This is a genomic window from Alkalicoccus saliphilus (assembly GCF_003044065.1).
GTDB classification, from domain to species: domain Bacteria; phylum Bacillota; class Bacilli; order Bacillales; family Salisediminibacteriaceae; genus Alkalicoccus; species Alkalicoccus saliphilus.
Window position 1 is genome coordinate 1 of record NZ_PZJJ01000017.1, and the last position, 21,575, is coordinate 21,575.

General features: G+C 46.7%; 21 protein-coding genes. 14 read left to right on the forward strand and 7 right to left on the reverse strand.

The window, feature by feature from the left end:
• Positions 1-626: 626 nt before the first annotated feature.
• The 4 genes from C6Y45_RS10660 to C6Y45_RS10675 all read left to right on the forward strand — a co-directional run bounded on the left by C6Y45_RS10660 (position 627) and on the right by C6Y45_RS10675 (position 4,429).
• Complete coding sequence (locus C6Y45_RS10660; protein WP_245922640.1) at positions 627-1,775, forward strand: CaiB/BaiF CoA transferase family protein; 1,149 nt, start codon at positions 627-629, stop codon at positions 1,773-1,775.
• 22 nt (positions 1,776-1,797) lie between these two features.
• A complete protein-coding gene (locus tag C6Y45_RS10665) occupies positions 1,798-2,625 on the forward strand; it encodes an HpcH/HpaI aldolase/citrate lyase family protein (protein ID WP_160058314.1) in 828 nt (275 codons plus the stop codon).
• Positions 2,626-2,727: 102 nt separating this feature from the next.
• Positions 2,728-3,384, forward strand: coding sequence for an MtnX-like HAD-IB family phosphatase (locus C6Y45_RS10670; RefSeq protein ID WP_107585208.1), 657 nt, complete (start codon positions 2,728-2,730; stop codon positions 3,382-3,384).
• On the forward strand, positions 3,377-4,429 hold the full coding sequence (locus C6Y45_RS10675; RefSeq protein WP_107585209.1) for an iron-containing alcohol dehydrogenase family protein: 1,053 nt from the start codon (positions 3,377-3,379) through the stop codon (positions 4,427-4,429). Before C6Y45_RS10670 ends, C6Y45_RS10675 begins: the two co-directional genes overlap by 8 nt.
• A gap of 148 nt (positions 4,430-4,577) precedes the next feature.
• On the opposite strand, the gene C6Y45_RS10680 is transcribed toward C6Y45_RS10675, so the two are convergent.
• Positions 4,578-5,462: a glycine betaine ABC transporter substrate-binding protein gene (locus C6Y45_RS10680; protein WP_107585210.1), complete on the reverse strand. Its 885-nt coding sequence runs from the start codon at positions 5,460-5,462 to the stop codon at positions 4,578-4,580.
• 74 nt (positions 5,463-5,536) lie between these two features.
• Entirely contained in the window at positions 5,537-6,100 is a 564-nt protein-coding gene (gene cudC / locus C6Y45_RS10685) for a choline uptake/conversion transcriptional regulator CudC (protein WP_107585211.1), read from the reverse strand.
• Positions 6,101-6,393: 293 nt separating this feature from the next.
• Between cudC and C6Y45_RS17555 the strand changes: the two genes are divergently transcribed.
• Entirely contained in the window at positions 6,394-6,567 is a 174-nt protein-coding gene (locus C6Y45_RS17555; RefSeq protein WP_160058316.1) for a hypothetical protein, read from the forward strand.
• A gap of 5 nt (positions 6,568-6,572) precedes the next feature.
• Positions 6,573-6,845, forward strand: a complete 273-nt coding sequence (locus C6Y45_RS17560; RefSeq protein ID WP_160058318.1) for a hypothetical protein — start codon at positions 6,573-6,575, stop codon at positions 6,843-6,845.
• A gap of 95 nt (positions 6,846-6,940) precedes the next feature.
• On the opposite strand, the gene C6Y45_RS10695 is transcribed toward C6Y45_RS17560, so the two are convergent.
• Positions 6,941-7,423 carry a DinB family protein gene (locus C6Y45_RS10695; protein WP_245922641.1) on the reverse strand — a complete coding sequence of 161 codons (483 nt, stop codon included), beginning with the start codon at positions 7,421-7,423 and terminating at the stop codon, positions 6,941-6,943.
• Positions 7,424-7,582: 159 nt separating this feature from the next.
• Here C6Y45_RS10695 and C6Y45_RS10700 point away from each other — a divergent pair, with 159 nt between their 5' ends.
• On the forward strand, positions 7,583-8,518 hold the full coding sequence (locus C6Y45_RS10700; protein WP_245922642.1) for a DMT family transporter: 936 nt from the start codon (positions 7,583-7,585) through the stop codon (positions 8,516-8,518).
• 605 nt (positions 8,519-9,123) lie between these two features.
• Here the strand turns inward: C6Y45_RS10700 and C6Y45_RS10705 are convergent.
• The 4 genes from C6Y45_RS10705 to C6Y45_RS10720 form a co-directional block, all read right to left on the reverse strand.
• The gene (locus tag C6Y45_RS10705) at positions 9,124-9,717 is read right to left on the reverse strand and encodes a DNA-3-methyladenine glycosylase (RefSeq protein WP_107585213.1); all 594 of its coding nucleotides are present in this window, start codon (positions 9,715-9,717) and stop codon (positions 9,124-9,126) included.
• 209 nt (positions 9,718-9,926) lie between these two features.
• A complete protein-coding gene (locus tag C6Y45_RS10710; RefSeq protein WP_107585214.1) occupies positions 9,927-10,850 on the reverse strand; it encodes a DUF6612 family protein in 924 nt (307 codons plus the stop codon).
• A 183-nt stretch (positions 10,851-11,033) separates the two neighbouring features.
• Positions 11,034-11,975 (reverse strand): DUF6612 family protein, encoded by a 942-nt coding sequence (locus tag C6Y45_RS10715; RefSeq protein WP_160058320.1) that lies wholly within the window; start codon positions 11,973-11,975, stop codon positions 11,034-11,036.
• Positions 11,976-12,550: 575 nt separating this feature from the next.
• On the reverse strand, positions 12,551-13,453 hold the full coding sequence (locus C6Y45_RS10720; RefSeq protein ID WP_107585216.1) for a mechanosensitive ion channel family protein: 903 nt from the start codon (positions 13,451-13,453) through the stop codon (positions 12,551-12,553).
• A 144-nt stretch (positions 13,454-13,597) separates the two neighbouring features.
• On the opposite strand from C6Y45_RS10720, the gene C6Y45_RS10725 reads away from it, so the two are divergent.
• From C6Y45_RS10725 to C6Y45_RS10755, 7 genes are all read left to right on the forward strand, one after another.
• Positions 13,598-14,125, forward strand: a complete 528-nt coding sequence (locus C6Y45_RS10725) for a hypothetical protein (protein WP_107585217.1) — start codon at positions 13,598-13,600, stop codon at positions 14,123-14,125.
• A gap of 186 nt (positions 14,126-14,311) precedes the next feature.
• Positions 14,312-15,730 (forward strand): hypothetical protein, encoded by a 1,419-nt coding sequence (locus C6Y45_RS10730; RefSeq protein WP_146159173.1) that lies wholly within the window; start codon positions 14,312-14,314, stop codon positions 15,728-15,730.
• 345 nt (positions 15,731-16,075) lie between these two features.
• The gene (locus C6Y45_RS10735) at positions 16,076-17,824 is read left to right on the forward strand and encodes an L-lactate permease (RefSeq protein ID WP_107585219.1); all 1,749 of its coding nucleotides are present in this window, start codon (positions 16,076-16,078) and stop codon (positions 17,822-17,824) included.
• Positions 17,825-17,842: 18 nt separating this feature from the next.
• Complete coding sequence (locus C6Y45_RS10740) at positions 17,843-18,577, forward strand: (Fe-S)-binding protein (protein ID WP_107585220.1); 735 nt, start codon at positions 17,843-17,845, stop codon at positions 18,575-18,577.
• Positions 18,574-19,998, forward strand: a complete 1,425-nt coding sequence (locus tag C6Y45_RS10745) for a LutB/LldF family L-lactate oxidation iron-sulfur protein (RefSeq protein WP_107585221.1) — start codon at positions 18,574-18,576, stop codon at positions 19,996-19,998. Before C6Y45_RS10740 ends, C6Y45_RS10745 begins: the two co-directional genes overlap by 4 nt.
• A complete protein-coding gene (locus C6Y45_RS10750) occupies positions 19,979-20,683 on the forward strand; it encodes a LutC/YkgG family protein (RefSeq protein WP_107585222.1) in 705 nt (234 codons plus the stop codon). The genes C6Y45_RS10745 and C6Y45_RS10750 overlap by 20 nt, the downstream gene beginning before the upstream one ends.
• Positions 20,684-20,776: 93 nt before the next feature.
• A complete protein-coding gene (locus C6Y45_RS10755) occupies positions 20,777-21,490 on the forward strand; it encodes a FadR/GntR family transcriptional regulator (RefSeq protein WP_107585223.1) in 714 nt (237 codons plus the stop codon).
• The last annotated feature ends 85 nt before the right edge of the window (positions 21,491-21,575 follow it).

Below are 21,575 nucleotides of genomic sequence, written 5' to 3' on the forward strand. Positions count from 1 at the left end.
TTAAACACGGTCTCGAAGACCCAACATACTAAACAGATTCTCCTAAGGGTGGGAAGGGAGCCGGTTTCCATTTGCGGATTCAACGATCCAGGCGTCCCGACGACTTCCCTTCCCTTCTACAAAAAAAGCGTAGCACAAACCATGGCCTTGGTTTGTGCTACTAATGTTAGTATGTTTCCGGGCGGGCCGGCTTCAGCTAATTTCTTCCTCCCAAACGGATCTTCTGCTCGTCCTCTATCGCCCAGGAGTCGCCTGCTTCAGCTCCAGCAGAAAAATAAAAAGAAGGTTTCTCTTCTAAAAAACGTGTTGATTCCGCCCTTTCTTCCATTCAGGAGAAGCTTTTTCCTCCGAAACGTCCGGTGGAGATGCCGGTGGGATAAAGCGAAGTCGGAAGATCCTACACGGCCGCAGGGCAAACAGCTGACGCCGGGGAGTGCAGGAGAAAGCTGTACGCTCAAAAGAATAATTATTCTGAAATCAAGACTTAATCAACACTCTGAAAAGATCCTCGATCCTTACAAAAATTTCGTTCCAGACAGCCTTGCCAGTTTCCAACGACAGATACCTCTCAAACCAATAACACCCGATAAAGGAACCGTAAAATTATACAAAAAGGAGATGCTGTCATGATACGACCTCTTGAAGGAATTACAGTTGTTTCACTGGAGCAGGCTGTGGCCGCTCCTTTTGCCGCCAGACAGCTCGCTGATCTCGGTGCAAGGGTAATTAAAATTGAACGGCCGGAAAGCGGAGATTTTGCCCGTCACTATGATCAAACGGTAAACGGTATGTCGAGCCACTTCACCTGGCTGAACCGCTCCAAAGAATCCGTGGAAATGGATTTAAAAGGCGAAGACAGTAAAGAACTGCTTCTGAACATGCTTGAAAAAGCAGACGTTTTTCTCTACAATCTTGCTCCCGGAGCCGTCGATCGTCTCGGCTTCAGCCCGGACACCCTGAAAGAAAAATTCCCGCGCCTGATTACGTGCAGTATTACAGGATACGGTGAAAATGGTTCCTACCGGAACAAAAAAGCCTATGATCTGCTGATTCAGTGCGAGGCGGGCGCTGTGTCGGTTACCGGCACCGAAGAAACACCTTCCAAAGCCGGCATTTCCATTGCAGACATTGCAGCAGGTATGTATGCTTACAGCGGCATAATGGCGGCTGTTATCGCCCGTTCTGTTTCAGGAAAAGGCACTCATCTGGACATTTCCATGCTGGAAGCCCTCGGGGAGTGGATGGGCTATCCCCTTTACTACGCCGGTTACGGAGGATCTGAACCAAAACGCACGGGCGCCAGCCACGCCACCATTTATCCATACGGACCTTTTACTACAGGAGAAGGAAAACAGGTTTTTCTCGGTATTCAAAATGACCGGGAATGGAAAGCGTTCTGCAGCCGGGTGATAGGAAAACCGGAGCTTGCTGAAGAAGAGCTTTTTTCTACCAATGCGCTCCGGGTAAAGAACCAGGAAGAACTCGCTTTAGTGATTGCATCTGTATTTGAAAAAATGACTGCCGAAGAGCTGACTGAAAAACTTGACGAGATGAAAATTGCCAATGCTAAACTGAATACGATGAAAGATTTTATGGAGCACCCCCAGCTGAAAGAACGAAACCGCTGGACAACCATCGACTCCCCTGCTGGAGATATCCAAACCCTTCTCCCACCGATTACTGCACCGGGTTTTAAGATAACGATGGGTGATATTCCCGAACTCGGCGAACACAACGAAAAAATCCGTAAAGAATTCGGTACCAGAAAAAAATAATTTTATGACAGGAGGCTTTTGTATGAAGCAGCGCTCTATTTTATTCGTTCCTCCCGTATCCGATAAAATGATTGATAAAGGACTTACTACAGAAGCAGACCGGGTGATTTTTGATCTGGAGGATGCTGTGGCTGTTCAGGAAAAAAAGACCGCCCGCGACAGGCTGTCCCGGCAGCTCGCATCAAAAGAAAATCTCCATCCGTTTTATATCCGGGTTAATGATGCAGAGTCCCCCTTCTATCACGAAGATGTGAAAGCTTTGCAAAACATACCGGATATCGGCATCGTCCTGCCGAAAACAGCTTCAGCCGAACAGGTCAGACAGCTGCAGAAGAAGCTGCCGGGGCGTCCCCTCCTCCCGATTATCGAAAGTGCAGCCGGTGTCTGGTACGCGAAAGAAATCGCAGAATCCTGTGCGGAAGTGGAAACGCTCGCCTTTGGAAGCATCGATTTTTCACTCGACATTCAGGCGGCTGGTCTGCCGGATGAATCGGAACTGCTGTACGCCCGTTCCAGAATCGTTCTGGCCTGTCGTCTTGCGGGAAAGAAACCACCGGTGGACAGTGTCTTCACAAACTTTCAGGATGCAGAGGGTTTTCGCCGGCAGGCAGCGATGGTAAAAGGCCTCGGTTTTCAAGGTAAGCTCTTGATTCACCCGTCCCAGGCAGGGCAGGCGAATGAGGTTTTCTCCCCATCTGACGAAGAAATTTTTAAGGCAGAAAAAATTGTCCGGGCTTTCCAGGAGGCAGAAGCAGAAGGGCTGGCCGCCGTACAGGTTGACGGAGAGATGATCGACTACCCTGTTTATTACCGGTCCCGGAACATTCTGCAGGCATCCGAAAAATCATAGCGCTCCCCCCTCGTCTCATAGAAGATTCGCTGGATTTTCTCTCTTTTTAGCGGGAATTCTGCTACTATGGAGAAAAGAAGCTGACTAATGGAGGAATATATGATGAAAAACTGGGCTTTTGTTTCTGATTTTGACGGTACGATCTCGAAAAAGGATTTTTACTGGATTGTGATCGAAAAATACTTTCCGGACGGCAGTGAACTCGTAAAAAAATGGAAATCCGGAGAAATAAAAGACATCGATTTTCTGAGCACAGTTTTCACTTCGATTCATCAGGAAGAAGAACAGATTATTCAGGACGCCCTCGATATCCCTATTGATGAACATGTTCCGGCCTTTATCCGACGCGTGCAGGAAAATGGAGGAGATTTTTATGTATTGAGTGCCGGCACCGACTATTATATTCAGCACGTACTTGAAAAGTACGGCGTGCAGAACGTGCAGGTTCTCTCCAACAGAGGATATTACCAGGATAAAAACATCCACCTGGATATCGACCCCCAGAACAAATACCATTCCGACCGCTACGGAATCGATAAATCGAAAGTCATTCAGGACTTGAAAAAGAAGTACGAAACCGTACATTTCGCCGGTGACAGCGAACCGGATTCCCATCCGGCAGTCTATGCGGATCTCAATTTTGCCAAAGACCGCCTGCAGGAAATATTAACAGAGAACGGTGTTCCTTACGTTCCGGTGGAAAGCTTTGTTGAGATTGAAAAAGAGCTTACGGACAAGGGTTTCCTGAAAAATGACTAGCCCCATTACCAATATCCCTATCCCTGCCGTTCTGGAGATCAGCGCCGGTTCTCTCTACCGACTTGAGCCAGTATTTGAAAGGCACGGCTTTAAAAAAGTACTTTTTCTTTTTGATAAATTCACGTATGAAGAATTGTCGGAGAAAGTGCTGCAGTCTTTCTCCGGAGTAAAAGCGCAAGGGGAACTGCTGGATACTTCCATGGATATTCACGGCCTTATTAAAAAAGCTTTTTCTATGGAAACGTACGACGCTGTTACAGCAGTCGGAGGCGGTGCGGTTATCGATCAGGGAAAGTATATCGCGTTTTCCCGGGCCATTCCTTTTATCAGCATGCCAACTTCCGCTTCCAACGACGGCTTTGCCAGCAGTAACTCCTCTCTGATCGTGGATGGAAAGAAAACGACGGTGCCGGCAAAGGTTCCTTACGGTATCGTCGCTGATCTCGATATTATTCAGCGGGCTCCAAAAAAATTCATCCTTGCCGGTATTGGGGATCTGATGTCCAACATTACAGCTCTGTACGACTGGGATTTTGAAGACCGCCGCGGGGTGAGCCAGGTAAACGCTTTTGCGGCTATGCTCAGCAAAAAAGCGGTGAACAGCTTTATCCGGACACCGATGGGTGACATTACCCACCCTACATTTCTTAAGGAACTGGTCAGTTCCTTGACGATGGGTGGAGTAGCTACGGTGATCAGCGGCAGCAGTGCTCCTATCAGCGGCTCGGAGCATTTAATTTCCCACGCACTGGATAAGCATGCTGAACATAAAGAAATGCATGGCATACAGATCGGCATCTCCACCTATATTATGGCCCATGTCCAGAATCACCGGGCTGAACGAATGCATAAAGTGTTCAGCCGGACCGGCTTTTTTGATTACGTGCAGTCTCTACATCTGACAAAAGACGATTTCCGTCAGGCGATAAAAAGAAGTCCCGACATGAAACCGCACCGGTGGACATATCTTCATGAAGAAACGTACCGTACCAGAGCACTTGAGTTTCTCGAGAGCGATCCAATGCTGCAGCAGATCCTGAAATAGCTGCAGAACAACGGAAGCGGGAGAACCATTTTATCAGCGAATAGACAAAAAACCACCGGAAAAAATTTCCGGCGGTTTTTTCTTCTTATTTCAGACTGAATCTGCAATTTACAAAGAAAATGTCCCTTTATAAAAGCTTTGCAGCATTTTACTGTTCTGCCGTTTCAAGCCACTCATCCACTGTTTCACGGTTATCGTCGATCCAGTCCTGTGCGGCATCCTCCACGTCTTTATCATTTTCTGCTACGTCCTGCATTACTTCGTTCATGTCCTCTGTTTCCCAGTAGAAGTTATCCAGAATTTCGTAGGCTACCGGATGTTCCTCCTCCAGTCCTTCCCGGACCATCGTACGGATCTCCTCTTCTTCCTCATAAACGCCTTCCGGATCCTCAAGGAATCGAATATCATAAGAGTTGAATTTCCAATGCGGCTGCCATGCAGTAATTACAATCGGCTCTTCGTTATTGTATGCTGAATCAAGCGCGGCTGTCATCGCCGCATCAGAACTTGGAGTCGCCTCGATATCAAGATCATATGTTTCTACGACTTCTTCTGTAGAAGTCATAATTCCAGCTCCAGCATCAATGCCGATAATTTCGTCAACCACGTCAGAAGAAAGTTCGTCAATGCTCGTGATGTCCATATAGTCCGGGACAGCAAGCCCTGTACGATTCCCTTCCAGGTTAGGACCGAGATCCACAACGTCATCTCCGTATTCTTCGTATTCTGAAGCCATATCTGACGGAAGCCATGCTCCGACAAATCCGTCCGCATCTCCATTTGCTGTACTGATCCACATTGGAGCCTGTTCCACTGCAGTTAAAGTTACATCGTACCCGGCTTCTTCAAGCACTTTTCCGATAACGTTCGTCGAAGCCAGTTCTGAATCCCACGCAACAAGCGTTAAAGTAATTTCTTCACCTTCCGGACTGTATGCTTCTCCGCTTGTATCTTCTTCACCACATGCACTGACCACTAATACACTAAGTGCTGCTGCCCCTGCTGTTGTTGACTTTTTTAAAATAGATCTCATTTTTAAATCTCCTCCAATTTTAATTTAAAGTTTTGATCGGTTATTTTCTCCCTGAAATACATATCCCGGATATTTCAGCTTTTCCTCTGCTTCCGGGAATAAGGAACAGCATCGATAAGTTCACCGCTTCTCAGCATCGCCGCCAGATTCTGAAGCCAGTAATAATATGGTTTCGATTCCTCTAAAATCCGGTGGACTTTTTCTGCTTCCTTCCATGTTTCCTCCGGCAGGCTACTGTCTTCTATCGTTTCATTCAGCTGCATCTGAGCCTTGTCGATAGCCTCAAGATTCAAATTTGCTTCACGCTTCCATTGATCACTGAAAAAGTCAGAAAAGAATTTAAAGAAATCTCTTTCAGCTATATAAGTATGTTTACGCTGGCCACGTCGGAATGTCTTCTTTGCAACGTTCAAATCCTGAAGCTTTTTTACGCCTGTACTCATGCTCGGCTTGCTCATTCCAAGCTGTGTACGCATTTCATCCAGCGTCATATCCCCTTCAAAATACATCGTTCCGTAAAGTGTTCCGGCACTTCTTGTCACTCCGTAAAGGTCCATAGTTTCTGCCAGGGATTCAATTACCAGATCTTTTGCATTTTGTATCGAAGCCTCCGCCTCTTCCCTGCTGAAGTCTGACAATCAAACACCCCCTTTTTGTTGTTCCGGCCGCTTTTTTGTTTACTGTACATTATTTATCCTACTTAATTATAGAATTTTGTAAACCCTTGTTTCAGGGGCATATTTATAAAAACGTTGACATACCAACGTTTAATTGATTAAAAAAATTTTTAACGTATTGAATATTTGTAATTAATTTTGTTCTTCTACAACGGTTAAATTCTATAAATTTCCATTATTCTTGAAAATAAAAAAGCTGTCTTGATTATTTATATCAAGACAGCTCCAGGCTGTTTATAAAGTATTTTTTATACATGCCTATGCATTTCCCTGTTTTCGCCTCCACAGGACGCTTTCCGGGCGGGCCGGCTTCAGCTAATTTCTTCCTCCAATGGTCGGAAGAAATGGATCTTCTGCTCGTCCTTCATCGCTTCGGAGTCGCCTGCTGCAGCTCCAGCAGGAAAATAAAAAGAAGGTTTCTCTTCTAAATAACGTGTTGATTCCATCCTTTCTTCCATTCAGGAAAAGCTTTTTCCTCCGGAACGTCCGGCGGGGACGCCGGTGGGATAAAGCGAAGTCAGAAGATCCTTTTCCATGGCCGAAGGGCTGGAAAATAGCTGATGACGAGCCCCACGGCAAGCTTCCGCCGGGGAGTGCAGGAGAAAGCTATACGCTCAGAAGAATAATTATTCTGAAACCAAGACTTAATCAACACTCTGAAGCTTTCTTGATTATTTATATCAAGACAGCTCTGCTGATCAATTAAAGTTATTATAGGAAATTTCTGACTTTACAGACGCAATCGTTCCCATGGGTTCTTCTGAAGGTTGGATTTCTTCTTTCTGCAAATTGGATAATCTGTTACTTCTTACGGGCCATTGCTTCTCTCTTTTGATGTTCTTCAAGAAAAGTTTCCATCTGTTCCCGGTGATGTTTGTCATGTTCCGTCAAAAAAGCAGCGATTTTTTCCGTACTCGACTCCCCTTTTGATCCGCTTATTCGAAAAACAGCTTCTTTCTCCGTTTTTTCCAGCTGACGGATGAATTCATTTCTTACGGAAATAAATTCTTCAATAATTCTTAGTGCCCGTCTTCCTTCCAGCGAAGCAATCGCTGCCCGGTTATATATATCCGGGTTCGGAAAGGGCGGAAGAACTGCTCCGTTTTTCATAAGCGGAACCATCGATTCCATAATTAACCGGTCCCAGTAGTACAGGTGCCCCATAATCTCCCTGATTGACCACTTCCCTGGCTTCACCGGTGTTGTGAGCGTTTTTTCGTCATAGTTCAGCAGATTTTCAGAAAAAACAACCATCTCATGCAGCCCTTCTGTTCTGGAAGACATACTGTAACCCCTTTCTTTAATAAACCTTTACTTCTATTGTACAGGAATTTTGCTTCAGGAGGAATTTTACTTTTATTCCTTTTCTTATTTACTACAGTTGTTGCTTTATACTCCGGAGTGCGGTAGGTTTGCGGTAGAAGAAGGAAAGGAGTGGTGTCTGTGATAGCAAATATCCGTGCGGCTCTTGGATATATTCTTGTTCTGAGCGGTGCTGCCTGCTGGGGAATGACCGGATTATTTGTGCAGACACTGTACGAGTTCGGCTTTTCCCCCTGGCAGGTTGTCACAGCCAGAATGACTATGTCCGCTTTGATTCTTTTTATTATTATTCTGATGTTTGCAAAAGAGTATTTAAAAATAAAACTGAAAGACCTTCCATACTTATGCGCCCTCGGCATCGTCAGCATGGCTGTTTTCAACTGGTTTTACTTTGCCGTCATGGAACGTGCCTCCGTTGCTGTGGCTGTCGTATTTGTTTACACTTCCCCAATATTCGCTGCCCTGATCGCCCGCTTTCTCTACCGTGAAAAGCTGACAATCCAGAAAAATGCTGCCATAGGGCTGACTATCGTCGGGTGTGCCCTCGCTGTAGGACTTCTCCCTCCCGGTGGGGACAGCGCAGATACACTGACTATCCTCCTTGGGCTCCTGGCCGGACTGTTCTGTGCTTCCTACAGCCTGCTCGGAAAATTTGTTACCGGTATTTATCATCCGCTGACAATAACGTTTTATGCGCTTTTAAGCGGCATGGCTTTTACTATTCCTACAAGCGGTATCTGGGAACATAGAGCTTTGCTTACTGCCGGTGAAATATGGATACCCCTTCTTGGGATATCCATTATCTCCACTATATTTGCCTATCTTCTTTTCACTTACGGGCTGGCTTACGTGGAATCCAGCAAGGCTGCCATTCTCTCTTCAATGGAGCTTGTTGTTTCAGTTATTATCAGTATCTTTATTTTAAATGAAATTCTCACATGGTGGCAGGGTTCCGGATTTATCCTTGTAATTGCTGCTATTATGCTCACCGTTATTTCGTTCCGGCGCCGAGTCCGTCAAAAATATCCTGGAACTGAATACACGACTTACGAATAAAATATCGATTTCAGGCATAACTCAGGGGCTGTTCCGGAAGAACAGCCCCTTTTCAAGATAGATTCACACCATAGGGAACTCAACCATTTCTTGGCTCCAATCTGTTACTCACCGGCTGAAGTATTCACGATTTACTTACCTTACTTTCAGCGTAACAGACGGCCTCAGCTGCTTCCGCAGGTTTGCTGTCCTACAAGCCATTGATGGAAGGATAAAGTGAATGTGTTGAGGAAGTTTGTAATCCAGTTCCTCGATCCTGATTTTTTCGCATTTCCATCAGGCGCTGGCTGTTTCACTCAGCTTTTATTCTCCAGCTTGAATGCATCTTAACTGCTTAATATGCATACCACCAAAGAATAGATTAAGCTGCAGCCGGTACATTGGCGGAATCAACGCGATGGCTGAGCTGCCTGCGGTGTGAATCTATTCTGTTGTTATTATTAATATACCCGTTTTACGGAAATATAACCCTTTCTGCTAAAAATAATTTCCGGGAAAATTGAATATTTTTTGAGAAGGAGGGCAAAGCCGCTGCTTTAAGCAGGAAGATATAGCTGCGCTCAGGACCGCCGCCCCCCCCTCTCTGCCTGGAATATCACAGGACTTTACCTCCCCCGGGAAACAAACGGATTATCTGTCTCCCAGAAACGCCATGGAAAGTCTTTTGCTTCCCCGCTGTTTGGAATGCCGATCCGCGTTCCTTCCGATATGTTTTCAGGGGAGCTTCCTTCCGCAATGAAAGGGACACTCTGGTAGACGGGCAGACCGTAATCCTCCATAGTTATACCGAGGGCTTTTGTCAGCTTGCCCGGACCGCTTGTTAAATTCGTTTCTTTATGATGAAGCCCTCGTCGTTCATACATTAATTCTTTACCGAGGTATGGTTCCACAGCCCGGACGAGTACCGCTTCCGGACGTCCTTCCCTGCCGCTCACTACATTAAAGAGACAGTGTGTATGCATCACATACGTATAGACGTGGCCGGGAGGACCGAACATCACTTCGGTTCTTTTTGTACGCCTGTTTCCGTAGCTGTGGGCAGCCTGGTCTCCCGGTCCGATATAAGCCTCTGTTTCGACGATTCTTCCAGCTGCTGTTCCTACTGCTGTTTCTTTAATAAGGATTTTTCCGAGCATCGCCCGGGCCAGGTCGAGTGTTTGCTGATGGTAAAAACTCTCCGGCAGTCGCTGTAAACGCATAGTCATTCTCCTATCCTTCTTTCATCGCTGTTTTAAGATATCATTATAAAGGGAGACAAAGAAAACTGCCAGTTTTACAGATATTTGCTGTCAGGAAAAAGTAAAGGCCGGGTACCGCAGTGATTCACTGAAAAACAATAAAGAAGCCTGCCCTGCAGACTCGACAGTCCCGAAGGCCGGCCTTTTCAAATTTATTCGCCTGAATTTTGTTAAGAAACTGTTTTTCTTCGGGAGATAACAAGCATTGCGCCTGCTGCAGCAGCCGTCAGCAGTCCCCCCAGTACGTAAAAAGGATAGTCGGAAGCGGTAGCCGGAAGCTCGTCCCCATTTTCCTCCATGAATTCCTCTTCGTAGTCAAAATAATAATCATCGTAGTCCAGCGCACCTTCTATGACTTCTGCAGGGATCTCAAATTCTTCTGCACTGTTGAAGTTATAAAAGGTTGTCCGGGAAGACTCCTTAAACTCCTCGCCTGTCCGGCCGTCCTCGTATTCATATACGGTCTCATATTCTCTGTGAATCTCTGTCAGATAGTTTGTTTCTTTGCTGATATGCACTTCGTAAAAAAGATTGTTGATCCGCAGCTCTGCCGTTATTTCATCATCCTCCCCTTCCAGGGTGGGATCCAGAACATCTTCATATCCAGTTTCATCGCTTTCATACGTCAGCACATACGCCTCGTCCTCTTCCGTGACCGTAAAGCCGTCAAGTGCTTCTATTTCCTCAAAATAGCCCTCTGCAGTACTGCCGTAGGCCAGCATATCAAATTCCGGATTATCCGCGGTGATTTTAAACCACGTATCTTCAAAATCCGTAAAATAATACGCGTCCTCTGTTAAGTAGGTAGTCCAGCTGTCGGTATCGCCGTCGTATTCGGTAGAAGCCTGCGTACGCATTTTAAAAGGGCTGGTAAAGATATCTTCATGCGCCTCATAGGAGCCTTCAAATTCACCGAATTCACTGATATCGGAGTAAGTAATTTCTGTATGAATGGAGTAGCTGTCGAGACTTTCCATCGCGTTCCGTGAATCCTGAATGAGTTCCTCAGGAGAAAGTGCCTGTGCTGAAATTGGGACAGCAGCGAGCATCATCACGGACACACCGGCAGAAAATTTCCATCTGTTTTTCGTCATATATTGCTTCCTCCTCTAATGTGTTTATCTGTGTTAAAGCAGGGAGATAGAAGAAAATTCCCTCCAGCCCGGCCCGCCGTGAGGAGCAGCTGACAGCTTTTCCCCCGGCAGCCGAAGAGATAAAGAACAACTTCCTTCTAATGAACAGCTTCGGTCGAAAATCTACTGCTGGATATCTTCCCGTTAAACTTCAATACCTGTCTTTCTACGGGATACAGCCAGGAGTCCGCCGGCTGCTGCCGCTGTTAACAGGCCGGCCAGCACGTAAAACGGATAGTTATTGGCAGTGGCCGGGAGCTCGTCTCCCTCTTCATAGTAGTCTGGATAATAGTCCGCATAATCTACAGCGCCATCCACCACTTCAGACGGAACTTCAAAAGGCTCCACACCGTTGAAATTATGGAAGGTTCTCCACAAAGAATCCCTTACATCGATTCTTTCTCCCTCGTCCGTATAAGACGTATGAAATTCCCTGTACATATCCGTGAGGTAGTAAGTTTCCTTGTCGATATGTACCTCATAGAAAACGTCCGTAATTTCGTCATACTCATCCACGTCACCGGTTAATCCCTCGTCCATATCCCCGCTTAATGAAGGTTCGAGCACATCTTCATACGTTCCGCCCGAACTGTCGTAGGTTAAAACGTACATTCCATCCTCTTCGCTTAATGAAAACTCATCCGCAAACAGGTCTATATCATAGAAATACATCTCGTCCATCGTCGTTTTAAAATCCGGCCTTTCAAATCCTTCGTCTCCTTCTCTTATTACGACCCACGGCCCATCACTGTCCTGATTGTAGAACGCACTCTCTGTTGAATACATCGCCCAGTTAAATTCCGATCCATCATCAGCCGTCGTGGTATAAAAACCTCTCATCATAAAAGGGCTGCTGATAATATCTTCCTCGGACACATGGTAGTCGACGATCTGCTCTTCTCCTCTTTCATAAGAGTATTCGATTTCGGTGTCGACAGAGAGACTTTCCAGGTTGTACATCGCTTCCCGGGAATTTTCGATAACGTCTTCTACGCTGTGTTCTTCTGCTGAGACCGGAGCAGCTGAAAATAAAAGAGCAGAGCAGGCGAGTACAGGAACTGATTTCCTTACGTATTGTTTAGTCATTCCACAAAACCTCCATATATTCTTTTTGGGCATTTCAAAAAATACCCTGGTAACAAGGGCTTGTAAACAGTTGATGATTCTAAACAATTTCAGCAGCACAGTGAAAGAACTAACTTACATAAAGCGGAGCATTTGGATTTGAAACCTCTCCCCTCCTTCTTCCAATGTAATACAAAAAGGAAATATTTGTTTGAAAATTCAATATTTTTACTTTATCACATAAATCATGGATAATAAAGGATATTTCCTGTGTTTTATATCTATTCCTTTTACGTTAATCACATGAAAAATCTTCTCTTTCTAAGGGTGTTCTCAACTGCTCCGTTATTTTACAAATGAAAATGTAATAAAAAAATCTTTGCACCAGTGTCCACCGGAAACAGAATAAGAAGCAGAAAACGCCCTCCCGATACACCTGACCGGAAGGACGTTTTCACTGTTTTCTTATTACGTGCTGTTTGGCTCACTGTTGGTGCTGTTCGATGTTTTTCCGCCTGGATATTACGAGCATTCCGCCCGCTGCAGCCACTGTTAACAGCCCTGCCAGCACCGCCTTTCAAAATTCCTTAAAAACACTATTTATTATCCACTTTAATATTTACCGGAGGGGCACTCACGAGTTCAAAAGTAGCAGAGGCAAGACTTGTTTTATCCGGATGCTCCTCTATTCTTTCCAATATATTAGTAAACAGACGATCTTTTGTGGAACGCCGGGCTTTGTAATGTACGACGTAGCGGATTGTATATTCCACCCAGTTGTCGTTCACTTGAAGCGTTACCATCGGATCTGTCGCTGCGTTTTCAATGTAAAACTTCCGCACCATCGAATACCAGTATTCCTTCGTTTCCTCTGTATACCCTCCAGAAGCTTCTTCCGCCGCATCATAAAGCAGCTGTCTCATAAAGGTATAGTCACTCCCGAATTTCACCGGAATTTTAATCTCGTCCCATAAAAAGGGGAAATCTGTGGAATAATTGTACACCGGTGCCGTAAAAACAAAGCTGTTTGCAATTTTTACGATTCTGCCGTTGTACAGATCTGCCTCCACCCAGTCCCCTGTTTCCATGATGGTCGTCCTCAGGACACCAATATCAATGACGTCTCCGGTTACTCCTCCAAGCTGGACCCGGTCCCCCGTACTGAACATCCCTCCTACAAGCACTGTCAGCCATCCGGCAATACTCGCAATAACTTCGCGGAGTGAAAAAGCAATACCTGCACTCGCAACACTTAAAACTACAGTTATGCCGCCAAGCATATCACTGTAAAGAACAGCAAGGAAAATGACCACGAGTACAAACCCGAAAACATTTGCTGCTTTCCGCGTCCTGTACCAGTTATTGTGGTCTTTTACATAACGTCCAAGACTTTTTTTCAGCAGCCGTGTCATAAAATAGATAATAAAAACACCGGCCGCCGCAGCTGCGAATGTACCGATGACATTTTCCGCGGCTATGTAGTTCATCCACTCATCCATTGTAAATCTCCCCTCGTAATTACTACTATCGTTATTACCCTTTTCTTTCCCTGCCTTAACAGAGCTTAAAAATAAGGGAAATGGGAATAGGGAATAGTAGAACCAATAATAGTCTGAGTACAGGCAGGAAAGGAGATTGGAAGCATGGGACTGTTTAATTTTTTCAAAAAATCAGAGGATCAGGAAAAAAGTACCCCGGCTCCAGAGAACGAAAGGTACCGCCTCGCACTGGAGGAATTTGAAAGAAACCGTTTTAAAGATAAAGAGCAGGCAAAAGCAGCCCTTCAGGTTGCCTATCAGTTTTCCGAAGGCAGCCCTCTCGACCGCCACCATTTTTATAAAACAGCGGGAGACTATTTTTACAATCTGCAGCATGAGGAAGGAACAGCCGCCCTCGAAAAATGTAAGGATATCTGGCGGGAGCATATTAAATACACCCCGGACATTCTGGAAGCATACAAAAAGAAATATCATAAGGAATCCCTGCTTGATTTTATTCCACCCGACGTCCCTGCCTTTAAGCGTCTTGCGGAACTTTATGAGGAAGAGGGCAGTTATTCCGATGCAGTGGAAGTATGTGATGAAGCTTTAAAGTATAAAATACGGGACGGGACAGCAGGAGGATTTGAAGGAAGGAAAAAACGACTGCAGGAAAAAATGCACCGCCGTTGATACTCATAAATAATCTGAGGAGAATGACTTACTAAAAACGCTGTCTGTTTTCCACTGATAAGCAGCTTATTGAAAAAGAGGAAAATTAATAGCACAATTCATGGTTATCTCCTGTTTTTTCAGGGTATAAGTAACCTTCGGACTACTCCAATTCAGTTATTTTTCCAGCAGAGGAGGTGTTCTGCTATGAACGACGATCGTAACGAAGAAGCAGCAGAGCAGAGTGAAAAAGAAAAATCGACCGAAGAAAAGAAACAGAAAGAAAAAGACTCGATGAGGGATAGTGATTCCGACCATAAAGAGGAAGCAGAGCAGAGTGAAGAAGAAAAAACCACTGAAGAAAAAGAACAGGAAGAAAAAGAAGAGATGCCGGACAGTGAGTCAGATCATACAGAGCTTCCAACGCTTCATGTTGGTCTGATTCCAGCTCCAAAAGCAGCATCTGATCTTTCTGATAAACTAGCTGGTGAGCTGGCGGATCTTCTGCGAGATTACGTGGACGATGAATATTCCTGGAAAGTAGAAATTGTCGTTGACTCCTATATCGGAGCAGAAGAAAATGCGGCAAAAACACTCCAGCAGGCTCAGAGTATCTCTGATGATAAAAATTGGGACTATGCCATTGCTGTTACAGATATGCCTTTGTTTAAAGACGGCGAATTTATCGTAGCAGAAGTCGAAGAAGAACTCGCGCTTGCCCAGATCTCTCTTCCGGCTCTTGGATTCGCCCCACTCCTCCGCCGCGTCAGGGAAGCCTCGCTGCAGCTTGTGAGTGAAATGCATCACGGCAGTTCCGAAGAAGCAAGAGACCGGGAACAGGAGAGAGTAGATAACATGGATCCGGGAAATGATAAAAACATGCACAAAATTGGTTCCCGGGAACTATGCAAAGCCGGACCGCTCAACCGTTTTGCACCGATTAAGCGTATTACCGTGAATATCGATCGTGTTACAGTAGACGAAGAAGGAGCTGACACGACCGTACGCTTCATCGCTTCCCCACGGGCAAACGGCTACATGCGGCTGACGAGCGGCATGGTGCGTGCCAACGATCCATACAAGGTAGTTACGACGTTTAAGAGCGTTGTGGCTGTTGCTTTTGCTACCGGGGCCTATGCACTGATTTTCCCTACCGTCTGGATGCTTGCAGATTCCTACGATGAGATAAGGGCTGCCACCTTAATGGTGATCTCTTTTACGGCAATGACAGCCTGGATTATTATTGCCCACAAACTTTGGGAAACCAGGTCGGAAACAAATGATAATAAATACTTAATCCGGCTTCATAATGCTTCCACTGTTTTTACGATAGGATTTGGAGTGGCTATTTATTATGTTCTGTTGTTTTTCTGTTTTCTATTTGCCGTATTTTTATTTATTCCACCGGATCTCCTGGAATCAGGAGACGGCATCGGACGGCCGGCAGGACTTCCGTATTTTCTTTACTTAGCCTGGCTGATCACGTCAATTGCAACCGTAATTGGTGCGATCGGTGCTGGTCTTGAAGATGAAGAAACCGTCCTTAAAGGTACGTACGGCTACCGTCAGCGTCTTCGAAAAGAATATATTCAAAGAATGAAAGAAGAAGCGGACGAAAAAAAATAGCAGTGCTAAAGATTAAAAACAGCTGCTCAAAAAGTCAATTAACCACTAAAAAAGCCTGACGGCCCGATCTGTCAGGTTTTTTAGTTTGTTAATGATCGCCAGTTTTAACTGCTTTATCAACTGTACAGGAGCTTCCCCCCTGCTTTTTTCTCTCCTGCCCCGCCTTTACTCTACTTAAAAAAGGTCCTTTCATCCGTGACAAATTTGTGAAAAAGAGGTTGCAGGAAAAGTTTTCATGTGCTTATAATGTAAGCACTTACAAAAATACATCTGATGACCTGTTCTTCAGATCATCTACTCTTATGTTTTTTACTGATTTCACGTATAATGATTGGAGGAACACTCATGGGAACTGGGATACTCACATTGATCGCTTTGACACCAATTTTATCTGTCTTACTTTTTCTTGTAATTCTTCGCTGGCCTGCAAGCCGGGCGATGCCTGTTTCTCTTGTAATTACTATAGGCGCAGCCGTATTTTTCTGGAATGTACCTGTTAATCAAATTGGCGGGGCAGTGATTAACGGCCTTGTTTCCGCACTTACTATTTTATTTATCGTCTTCGGGGCTATCCTTTTGTTAAACACCCTCCGGGAAAGCGGAGCTCTTAATACGATCCGCCGGGGATTTACAGACATATCTCCGGACAGGAGAGTTCAGGCCATTATAATCTGCTGGCTGTTTGGCTCGTTTATTGAAGGCGCTTCGGGCTTTGGAACTCCTGCCGCTATTGCGGCTCCCCTGCTTGTTGCTATCGGTTTTCCTGCAATGGGAGCGGTGATGGTAGCTTTGACAATTCAGTCCACGCCGGTAACGTTCGGTGCGATCGGCACCCCGGTACTGATTGGTATTAACGACGGCCTGGTGAACACTCCCGGTTTCAGCATGGAAATGCTGATGGAAATTACCCGGCACGTTTCTATTCTGCACGCAATCATCGGTTCGTTTATTCCGCTCATTATGATCGCTATGCTGACGAAATTTTTTGGGAAGAACCGTTCGTTTACAGAAGGGCTGCAGGCTTGGAAGTTCGCTTTGTTTGCCGGGTTTTCCTTTACTATTCCCTACATGCTTATCGCTGTTTTTCTAGGTCCTGAATTTCCTTCTTTATTCGGTGGACTGATCGGCCTGGCTGTCGTCGTTCCGGCTGCAAAACGGGGTCTGTTTATGCCGGAACAGCCGTGGCAGTTTGACCGGGAGGAAAACTGGGATCCTGAGTGGAAAGGAACACTACGCACGGAGGCATCCGGCCGCGTTCCCGATATTTCCATGGTCCGCGCCTGGATCCCCTATGTGATTGTTGGTGTACTTCTCGTTCTGACGAGGCTTGATGCTCTTCCATTTAAAGGATGGCTTCAAAGTGTCGTCATTAGTTTTGGAGAACCTTTTAATGCCGGGATTCCGGTGTCTTTTCAGCCGTTATATCTTCCGGCCGCGGTACTGATCACTGCCGCTGCTTTATCTATTTTCATATACCGTATGCCTGTTTCCCGGTTTGGAAACGCTGCTCTGTCTTCGTTTAAAACAACAGTCGGTGCAGCCGCAGCACTCATTTTTGCCGTACCGATGGTGCAGGTGTTCATTAATACCGGTGTAGAAACCAATCCGTTTGGTACAATGCCCTTTCAGCTGGCGCTCGGTGCAGAAGCCGTATTTGGATCTCAGTGGCCCCTCGTTTCTGCTGTAATTGGAGCGCTCGGTGCCTTCATTGCAGGAAGCAACACGATCAGCAACATGATGTTTTCCGGCTTCCAATATGAAACAGCAGAGCTTATCGGTGTCACCGGCACTACTACTGTTGCTCTGCAGGCTATCGGCGGTGCAGCAGGCAATATGATATGCGTACACAATGTAGTGGCCGCAAGTGCAGCAGGAGGACTCACCGGTAAAGAAGGGCTCCTTATCCGCAAAACATTAATTCCTACTGCCTACTACGTTACTTTTGCAGGCGCTCTCGGTTCCGTCTGGTTTTACGGGCCTGGTCTGAATCCAGGTACTTTCCTTCTTATAACAATTTCAGCCGGAATTGCATACGCCCTTTACCGGGGGTCACGCAGCACAGCCGGAAACGAAGAAGCAGTCAAATCTGCTTAACAAAATGGAGGTCTACTTATGAATGTATCTTTGTTTATTACGTGTCTAGCTGACGCGGTCTACCCTTCCTCTGTAGGGCGCAGCACCGTGGAGCTTCTGGAACGTCTCGGGTGCAATGTGTCCTTTCCCCGTAACCAGACGTGCTGCGGCCAGCCTGCGTTCAACAGCGGCTATCAAAAAGAAACACAAAAAGTAGCCCGTCACATGATTACTACGTTTGAAGACGCAGAATGGGTTGTCACCCCTTCCGGTTCCTGCGCAACCATGGTCCAGGAATATAAAAAACTATTTTCCGATGACGAAAAGTGGCAGAAAAAAGCAGAGGAGCTTGCTTCCAAAACGTATGAACTTACCCAGTTTATCGTCGATGTCCTCGGTGTGGAAAATGTAGGGGCAGAATTCCATGGCACCGTCACTTACCATTCTTCCTGCCACATGACGCGGCTGCTCGGCGTAAAAGAGGCTCCAGTCCGTCTTTTGGAAAACGTTTCGGGACTGACACTCACAGAACTGCCGTTTAAAGAGCATTGCTGCGGTTTCGGGGGGACGTTTGCTGTAAAAATGATGCCGATTTCCCAGCAGATGGTCGATGAAAAAGTACAGCATATAGAAGAAACAAAAGCAGCCTGTCTTGTCGGCTCCGATCTCGGCTGTCTGATGAATATCGGCGGAAGAATCGAACGGACAGGCAGACCAGTGGAAGTACGCCATATCGCAGAAATTTTAAACAGCAGAAAAGAGGTGCACACATGAGTATCCGCATCAGCAATGAACCTTTCGACAAGCGCGTTGAAAAAGGAATAAATGATGAGTTTATGCGCTCCGCTGTTTCTGGGGCCCAGGACCGGCTGGAAGGAAGAAAATCAGATTCGACTGCCGAACTCGGTACATGGGAGGACTGGCGCGACCACGCCGAGGAAATCCGCCAGCATACGCTCGACAACCTCGACTTTTACCTGCAGCAGTTCGCCGAAAATGCCGCCGCCCAGGGAGGACACGTCTTTTTTGCGGAAACGAAGGAAGAAGCAAACGAGTATATCCAGTCCGTTATTAAGAAAAAGGAAGCGAAAAAAGTCGTTAAAGCCAAATCGATGGTGACAGAAGAAATCGGTATGAACGAAGCGATCCGGGAGCTGGACTGCGAGGTGATTGAATCGGACCTCGGGGAATGGATTCTGCAGCTTGATGACCATGATCCTCCCTCCCACATCGTTGTACCGGCACTTCATAAAAACAAAGACCAGATCCGGGAGACTTTTCACAAAAAGCGGGGCTACAGCCAGTCGTCCGACCCTCAGGAGCTCGGCCGCTTCGCCCGCGAACAGCTTCGAAAGGAATTTTTAAGTGCAGATGTCGGCATTACCGGCTGTAATTTTGCGGTAGCAGAATCCGGTTCGGTTTCTCTAGTGACAAACGAAGGAAATGCCCGCATGGTAACAGCCCTCCCGAAAACACAAATCAGCGTGATGGGTATGGAACGAATCGTTCCTACCTGGGAAGAGCTCGACGTACTCGTCAGTATGCTCTGCCGGAGTGCCGTCGGTCAGAAGCTGACAAGCTATATTACCGGCCTTACCCCGTCGGAAGCAGACGACGAACATGCCCCGGAAGAATTTCATATCGTCATTGTCGATAATGGACGCTCCAAAATTCTCGGTACTAAATACCAGAGCGCTCTGCAGTGTATCCGCTGCGCTGCGTGTATTAACGTCTGCCCGGTCTACCGGCATGTCGGCGGGCATTCCTACGGCTCAATTTATCCGGGACCGATCGGGGCGGTGCTGACGCCTCTTCTTGAAGGATACGAAAACAATAAAGAGCTTCCATTCGCTTCTTCGCTCTGTGCGGCCTGTACAGATGCCTGTCCTGTCAAAATACCACTGCATGAACTGCTTCTTGAGCACCGTCGTGACATTGTGGAACACGAGGGCGGCGGATTCAGCGAAAAAATGGCTATGCAGGGCTTTGCCTACGCCGCAAGTCACCCGAAACTGTTTGAGTTCGGAAGCAGGTCCGCTTCTCCTATTGTCGATCGATTCAGCGAAAAAGAAAGCGGCCCCGGCCCGGTGAAGCTGTGGACGAAGATCCGCACCCTGCCCTCCCAGAAGGATGACCGCTTCCGTGACTGGTTTGCCGAACGCGAAAGGAGGAAAAATGATGGGGAAAATTCATAACAAAGAAACCTTTTTATCCAATATTGCCGGAAATCTCGGCCGGGAACGGCGCACCGAAGGAGTCGAACGGCCCGTGTGGAAAAAACAGCCGCAGCAGGAAGTGTTTGCCGGGGCTTCTCCCGTAGAACTCCAGGAAATATTAATAAAACAGTGTGAAACGATCCATACGTCGGTCGATACAACGACAGCGGCTGATCTTCCGGAAACTCTGCACCAGGTGCTCCAGCAGTTCGGGGCTTCCTCTGCCGTCTATTGGCAGGACGAGCGCTTCCACTCCTTCAGTCTCGAACCTGTACTTGACTCTCTCCCGGAAAGCATGGCGTGGTCCGACAACGACAGAGAGGAAATGACGGCTTTTGCCGAGCGTGCCAAGGTCGGCATTACTTTCTCGGACATCACCCTGGCTGAATCCGGTACTGTGGTTCTGTTCAGCGCCCCCGGAAAGGGACGGGCGGTGAGTCTTCTCCCGGAGGTTCATATTGCCCTGATCCCCCGCTCCACGATCGTTGCACGGATGACCCAGGCAGCGGAAGTCATCCACCAGATGCGCGAAGAACAAGGAAAAGTACCTTCGTGTGTGAATTTCATATCCGGTCCGAGCAACTCGGCCGACATCGAGATGCGTCTCCTCGTCGGCGTGCACGGTCCGGTTTCCGCCCACTATATTATTATTGAAGACGCCTGAAGCCGGGCGTCTTCTCTTCTTTATAATTGAATCTCCCGCGGGGGCATGGTATTTTAAAAATGACTACCCAGGAACTTAAAGGAGACAGCCGTTATGAGCTTTAAACAGATACAGTCCAAAAAAATATCGGAAATCGTCCGGGAGCAGATTGAAGAAATGATCCGATCCGGAGATCTTCAGCCCGGAGAAAAGCTCAGCTCGGTTGTGCAGCTTGCCGAGCAGTTCCAGGTGAGCCGTTCTGCGGTCCGGGAAGCCCTCAGTGCGCTTCGTGCCGTTGGAGCCGTTACGATTCGTCAGGGGGAAGGAACTTTCGTGAATGAATATGACTTCTCCGGGATGTATAATCCATTAAAAACAGGTCAGGTCATTTCCAAACAGGAAATGCTCGACCTCTTTGAAGTTCGTAAAATTATAGAGGCAGGGGCTGCAGAACTCGCGGCTTTGAAGCGTTCAGATCAGGACCTGGAAGCTTTAAACCAAGCGTTGTCGGATATGAAGGCAGCGACCGGGGAAAGTGTCGGTGAAGCTGCCGACGTTGCTTTTCATCTTGCAACAGCCGCAGCCACCGGCAATAAAACGATGGTGGAAATGATGGAACAGCTTTCCGATACGCTCCGCAGAACAATGTTTGAAGCGAGACGCGTCTGGCTTTTTTCTGAACAGAAAACCCTTTCCCGCCTTTACGAAGAACACGTGCACGTCTATGATGCAATTGCTGCACAGGACGCGGGAGCCGCCCGCCGGGCAATGCTGAGTCATCTGAGCCATGTTGAAGCTACTCTCATCAAAGGGTTTAACAGAATATAAAATTCCTGCTGCTTTAACAATTTTATTGCTGCATAGGATATAAAAGAAAGGGTGCCTCCGGTGTGAAACCGTGAGGCACCCTTTT